Origin of the sequence: Burkholderia sp. AU30198, from assembly GCF_020419825.1 — a bacterium.
Taxonomy (GTDB): domain Bacteria; phylum Pseudomonadota; class Gammaproteobacteria; order Burkholderiales; family Burkholderiaceae; genus Burkholderia.
The window spans coordinates 101,224-107,810 of the sequence record NZ_JAIZSA010000024.1; the positions used below are offsets into that span (position 1 = coordinate 101,224).

General features: G+C 57.6%; 6 protein-coding genes. 1 reads left to right on the top strand and 5 read right to left on the bottom strand.

The window, feature by feature from the left end:
* Positions 1-252: 252 nt before the first annotated feature.
* From LGN19_RS35300 to LGN19_RS35320, 5 genes are all read right to left on the bottom strand, one after another.
* The gene (locus LGN19_RS35300; protein WP_174957425.1) at positions 253-843 is read right to left on the bottom strand and encodes a hypothetical protein; all 591 of its coding nucleotides are present in this window, start codon (positions 841-843) and stop codon (positions 253-255) included.
* A gap of 124 nt (positions 844-967) precedes the next feature.
* Positions 968-1,846 carry a transporter gene (locus LGN19_RS35305; RefSeq protein ID WP_374102083.1) on the bottom strand — a complete coding sequence of 293 codons (879 nt, stop codon included), beginning with the start codon at positions 1,844-1,846 and terminating at the stop codon, positions 968-970.
* 131 nt (positions 1,847-1,977) lie between these two features.
* A complete protein-coding gene (locus tag LGN19_RS35310) occupies positions 1,978-2,802 on the bottom strand; it encodes an alpha/beta fold hydrolase (protein WP_226219796.1) in 825 nt (274 codons plus the stop codon).
* 47 nt (positions 2,803-2,849) lie between these two features.
* Positions 2,850-4,136 (bottom strand): LLM class flavin-dependent oxidoreductase, encoded by a 1,287-nt coding sequence (locus LGN19_RS35315; protein WP_174957426.1) that lies wholly within the window; start codon positions 4,134-4,136, stop codon positions 2,850-2,852.
* Positions 4,137-4,261: 125 nt separating this feature from the next.
* Positions 4,262-4,753 (bottom strand): flavin reductase family protein, encoded by a 492-nt coding sequence (locus tag LGN19_RS35320; RefSeq protein ID WP_226219797.1) that lies wholly within the window; start codon positions 4,751-4,753, stop codon positions 4,262-4,264.
* Positions 4,754-5,283: 530 nt separating this feature from the next.
* On the opposite strand from LGN19_RS35320, the gene LGN19_RS35325 reads away from it, so the two are divergent.
* A complete protein-coding gene (locus tag LGN19_RS35325) occupies positions 5,284-6,474 on the top strand; it encodes a hypothetical protein (protein ID WP_226219798.1) in 1,191 nt (396 codons plus the stop codon).
* Positions 6,475-6,587: the final 113 nt, after the last annotated feature.

A 6,587-nucleotide genomic window follows, 5' to 3' on the forward strand; every position in this document is an offset into this window, starting at 1 on the left:
ACAGCCATTGATCTCGCCAACCCAGCCGCGTGGTGCGCCCTGCTCATAGCCGATCGTGACGGCGTTACCACTATGCACGCTCGTATCTTGGTGGGGAACCGACAAAACTGACAACCGCCCTCTCATATTCGAGAGGGGAACGATTCCAGACGAAATTGAGATTCCGCACTCGTCGCCCAGGCTGATAGCCTGTCCATCGCGGCGATGCCTGGCGTTCCCGGGACTCATCGCGCTCACAGCTGACGACAGATGTCATGTTGAGCAGGCAATGGCATCGGAAAGCAGACCGGGCCGACCAAGCAACAACCACATCCGGTCAAGATCCCCCTGCGCCCGGGCCGTTCGCACCGCAGTGCTAGAAATTCGATCACCTAGCGCCCTTACATCGCGCTGGGTTTCAATTTCAAAGCCCAACGCACGACCGGCCTCGCTCAGCATCACAAGATCTCCCTGTCTCTTCGCACCGAAGCGAAAGTCCTCGCCGACCAGAAGCCACTGCACGCCCAGATTGCCCACGAGAACCTGTGATACGAACAGCTCAGCCGGCAAATTGGCCATGTGGCTATCGAAAGGGCAAACATAGAGTCGGTCGATGCCATATCGCTCCAGCAGGGCCGCCTTTTCGCTCAGCGTTGTGAGTCTTCGCGGAGCGATCTCGGGAAACAGATACTCGCGAGGGTGTGGCTCGAACGTCAGCACGCATGCAGGCAGGTCTCTCGATTTCGCCATGCATTTCAACCTGTCTATCATTGCCTGATGACCGAGATGAACGCCATCAAAGTTGCCAATCGTCAGTGCCACGGGTCCATCTGGACATGTCGGCAATGTGTCAACGATCTTCATAAGTTGCTCCAGGACCATCTTCAGGGAAAATTCGGCGTCGAAACCGCACCAGAGCCGCGTCAGCAATGCATGACGCCGTTGTTGCCGTGCGGCGAGGCGCCCCCTAAAAATTCAGTTCATCGCGCTACGAGAGCGGAAAACTCACTTCCATCCAAAGTTTCTCGCCCTGCGGGCGATTGCGTACGGCGAATTCATGTTGGTACTTGAACACGATTCCAGCCGCCGGTGACCACATGTACCGCAGTTGCGGACCTATGGCGACCGCCTGTCCGCGAAAACCACCGTCCTGAGCCGGGACGCCGTTCACGGTGTCGTCGGTGACCTGCTTCAGAAAATATCCTTGCAAACCGAACTGAACCTTGTTGTTCAACGAATAGCCGACAAGATAATCCAGGGTTCCAACCACGCCCGAGTGATAGTGCGTGGCAGAATTTGGCGACTGTATTTCAACAAGTGTGGTCGTCGAGATTTCCCACGCGGGTGTGGGAAACCACGTCGTGCTGATATAAGGCATGAGCGCATACGTGTTCAATCCGGTATTGGCCATGCGGTTCACGGAGTACGCTCCACTGGGGACCGCCACATCAGTGGCAAGAAATGCAAAGAACGTGTGCGACGGATTCGCGTAGTTGATCAGCCATGGTTCAAGAATGATGTCGCCGAGCGCGGTCCGATTGCCGGTTCCTCCAGGCGTGGTCAGGTGCAGATGGAATACCGGGGCAATCACGCCACTGGAGACACTGAACGGGCCGAAAGTTGTCCCCCACGTATGGACGACTCTCGGTGCATCGACAAACGCATCGAGATGAAATCCAGGAATCAGATTTTTTCCGTTTGATCCAGCAAACTTGTTGGCAACGTAATAGAGCGTGTAGTTATAGAATTGCGTGGCGCCAGGTGGAGGCAGTACGCCGTCGAGCACCGTATTGACTCCGACGGGGTAACTGATCAGGCCGTTCTCGGTCGCGTCCGCGTTTGTATTCATAAGCGCGAGAATCGCCATCGTTGCAGGCAGCAATCTTCTAATCAAATTGATCATCTCCTCACCTTTTTTAATAGTATTCCTAACTTGATAACAGGGTACGCACACCACGTACCCTGTACCATGGCGCCACAAGATTCGCCGTGCGATCGCTATTCGATGCGCACGAAATCGCTCACTGCCGCCACTGTTTCGGGAAGTTTCTCCACTTGCGGAATATGGCCGCAGCTATCGATGACAACGACTCTGGAATCCAGGAGTCGAGCCTGCCATTCGTCGACATATCCGACCGGAACCAGCCTGTCTTCCCTCCCCCAGACCAGCAGGACCGGTTGAGTGATCCGATGCAGCCTTGCGCTCAGGCCTCGGTCAGGGATAGGCCAGGCGAACTTCCCGGTACAGCCGAAGGCCCAGACCCGCGCCGCGATGGCAGCGGCCGCCAAGCCGGGATCTTCGGGAAGCGCAAGCATGGACCGTGCAGCCGGACTCGCCGGATCGTGGAACAGAAGCGACGGAAGTTCCTCCGACCGAGCGGAGATCCAGTCCGCAACGGGCAAGTCTTCGCGCCACAGACCAATAGGATCCAGCAGCACGACCCGGGAGGCGAGATTGGGAAAAGCCGCCGCGAGTTCTGCCGCGAGCATGCCGCCGAATGATTGGCCAATCAGTATGGGTTTGACGAGCCCCAAGGTGCGGACGACCTCCTCGTACACGAGTACGACGTCGCCAAGCGCGTTGACCGAGTGAATCGCATAGGGATCACCAGCGCTCGTTCCGGGAAACTCGGGCGCGTAGACCGTGAAGTGTTCAGACAGCCAGGACAGAAATGGATCCCAGCCAAGTCCAGCTGACGGATGCAGGTAGACGACGGGTTGTCCGGCACCCGCGACCTTTACGCGCATGTTGATGCGACCACCCCATACTCGAAGTGTGCGTTCGGTGATGTCCGGGGTCGCGGCCCGGGTTGGCATATTCATTGAACAGTCTCCTTTTGACATGTGAGCACTCTGGCAAACTCGTGACCTCAACGGCCGGGTTTTTGCGTTTCGGAACCACCGACGGTTGCGCGCGTGCCATTTGTAACCGGGCCTGGACGTCCGCCGAGCTTGGCCGGCCACCAATGATGTTCGTGATCCGAATCTTTCCAGATGTCACGCAAGTAAGGCGCGACTTCCTTTGCGAACAGTTCGACGTTCTTGATGGCGAGGTGCCGAGGGAGGGATCCGAATGTCAACATGGCATGGAGATTCCCGATGCCGTAGAGCTTGATGTATTCGGCCAATTGTTCGCGTACGGTTGCCGGGCTGCCGGCGATTACGCAACCAGCATTGACGAGGTCACGATAAGAGGCATCGCGCAACTTTTCGACCATCCCGAAGTCACCCGGGTCCTTGATCAAGGCTTCGACACCCTTGATATCGATGCCTCCCGGCAACCCCAGCTTTTCGATCGGGATGGCTCCCAGACCTTTTCGGAATCCGTATTCCAGATGCCGCGCGTAGTCGATTTCTGCTTGCGCGTCGGTTTCTGCTACCGCGATGGTCTGCACGAATCCCATCCGGAACGGATTACGAGCCACGCCGAGCTGGTCGGCGGTTTCCCAGAAGCGGTCAAAAATTCGCTTGCCGGTCAGTTTCGCCCCAAACCAGCTCAGGTAATTGAACGCCATATTGCGTTCCAGGCACATCTGCATCGTTCGTGGATTGCCGGTGCCCGTGATATAGACCGGGATATTCTCCTGCAAGGGCCGCGGCCAGATGTTGACTGTCGGATGCTGGCTGAATCGTCCGTTGAACGGGAAGGGGTTTTTATCCCGCCAGGTCCGCAGAATCAGTTCGAGCCCTTCGTCGAAACGAGGCCGAATGTCGATTGGCGCGATGCCATTGTTGATCGCCGCATCGTAAGACAAGCCGATCGGGAACCCCGCCACAAGCCGACCGCCGCTCATGACGTCGATCATCGCGTATTCCTCGGCGACGCGAAGCGGTTCGCGGGCTTTACCGAGCGAGCGTCCCATCGGAATGATCGCGACCGGGATGTTCTCCGACTCGGTCATATAAGCCAGCGCACTGGCGATGAGGTCCGGATTGGGAATCATGTCGTACGCCGACTGGCTGTGCTCCGTTACGGCGAGCCCATCAAATCCGGCTCGAGCGGCAACCATCAGCACATCGAGGAAGTCTCGAACATCCGCGTAAATGCCATCCTGATTGGTAAGCGAGTACGGGGTGTCGCACACCGACTCGTATTGGTGTTCGAAGTCTGCTGGCAACCCCCGATACGCCGCTTGCGAAAATAGACTGATCTTCATCTCTGCTCCTGTGATTTTCTGAACTGTTTTGTCGTGCTTATGATGGTCTGCCGATCTCGGCCCCATGGCGGGCCCGACTGGCGACAGGCTGGCGCCACTCGATCATCCTGATGAATTTCGGGTGGTCAACTGAGCAAAGGAAGACCCATGCTCATAAACTGCCCGTCACTGAATGCCAGTGGGTCTCCATCGCGCAAGATGCTCGATGTAACCTCGCCGACGACCAGAACGTGGTCTCCCCCGTCATACTGCCGCCATGGCTTACACTGAAAAACAGCAATAGCATTTGCAAGAGCCGGTGTTGTGTTGGCCGCGCCGTCGTCGCTCCAGACCAGCTCGATGCCCTCCTTGCTCCGACCTGCGAAGTGCGAAGCGACATCGACTTGATCGGATCCGAGAACATTGATGGCGAAAGGCTGCGCATCAATAGCTACGCACGTCCGGGACGACCGAGCAACCGAGATCAGCACAAGTGCTGGATCAAGGGATACCGAGGTAAACGAATTCATCGTCGCGCCACGCGGGCCTTCAGAGGTGCGATAAGTCACCACGGTTACGCCCGTCAGAAAGCGTCCGAAGCATCTGCGCAGATTTTGCGTATGCGTCTGAGTGTTCATGTCCTTTCCCTGTCAAATTCCGCCGATCAAGCCGGTCATGCACACGGGAGCGAGCGGCAATGCGGAACGAGCACTGCGAGCACTACCCGCCTGAGAAAGGGCGATCGAGGTGAGAGGCACCTCCAATTGGCGTCTCATGGTCATGTCTGTGTCTCCATGTATTCCTTGCGCCACATCCAGGCTTCGGGAAGCGGCGCTTCTGAAGCGTCAATGTAGTAATCGACGGACGTTCACACACCTGCATAAAGGAAGGTGAGATGCAGTGTCCGAGCTGACATGGGCATGCGTCGTTGACGCAGCGCCCGCCCGTCAAGGGTGATGGCTACTACTAGGTGTTTTCCCGCGGCGGCCCCGTCGCACCGATTTCGGCTTCCGGGCGATCGGCATCCAAGGAAGGCGAACGCGACAAACCTATCTTTCGATAGGAACCTGGCCGCGGACACGCGTGTATGCTTTTGTGAGGAGACAAGAAACCAAATGACCGGAAGCCTGCTTGCGAGCGGCTATACGGCTGGAGGAGGACGACGAAGATGCTGCCCGTGATCGCGACCCGGTTACGCCCGCCAACAAGAGCAGGTGCCGCGGTACCGCGAGAGGTACTGCCAACGGCGCTGGAACACTTGCGTTCACGCCGATTGCTTCTTGTGCGCGCACCAGCCGGCTATGGCAAGAGCCTGCTGATGGCACAGCTCCATGACGCGCTGCGGGCTGGAGGGGAAGCGGCCGTAGGGTGGATCAGTGTGGGGGAGATTGGCGCATCCCTTGCCGAAGTCGCGATGCATTGTGCATCGGCCCTTTCCCGGATCGTGCCTGGTCTCGACAGCGCCATGCAGACCCTGTTCGAAGCACAGCGCAATGTGTCGCCGGAAACGATCGGCGCGATGTTGTGTAACGAACTGGAGCGCGCTGACGGTGATGGTTTCCTCTTTGTCGATGACCTTCATGCCATTGCCGGCACACCCGGCGAACACCTGTATGAATGCTTGCTGCGCGATGCACCGGAACGGATGCACTTTGCCATAGCCAGTCGGACAGAACCGGGCTTCAGCGTCGCACGGTTACGCGCCCGTGGCGAACTCGGCGAGCTCGACTCGACAACGCTCAGGTTCTCGGTACAAGAAGCTCATCAATTCTTCAAGAGCAGCAACGCAAGTCCGCCAAGCGACAGGCTGGTCGAGCTCGCGTGCGAAAAGACCGAAGGCTGGGCAGCAGGACTCCAGTTAGTCTCGCTATCTGTCGGAAACGGCAATAACTGGGACGAGCGACTGCACGGCCTTTCAGGCAGCAATCGCTCGGTCGGTTCGTTTCTCGCCGACGACGTTTTCTCGGCGCAGAGTGAAGAGGTCCAGCGCTTTCTGCTCGAGTCGTCGGTTCTCCGGCAGTTCTGCTACACGTTGTGTGACGAGGTAGGCCAACGCGACGATAGCCGGGCCATCATCAAGCAACTCCAACGACAGGGCCTGTTTATCTTTTCGCTCGACGAAGAAGAAAATTGGTATCGGTATCACCATCTCTTCTCGCAATTCCTGAAGAAGCGACTGAGTGAAAGCAGTCAAACCCGGTTATATGCCCTGCACCGGCGTGCGGCCCACTGGTTCTGCAGCAATGGAATGCTGGACGATGCCATGTTCCATGCCGTCTCCTCGGGCGACTTCAGGTATGCCGCCAGCATTCTCGATGACGCATGTAACGACCTTTTTTACCAGGGTGACCCATCCTGAAATAGGTTGACACTTTTTCGCCGAGGCGAGGAGGTGCCAGATGGAGCAAGGGATCAAGCGGACGCAGCGGGACTACAGCCTGGCTTTTAAGCTGTCGGTGGTGGTGCAAGTCG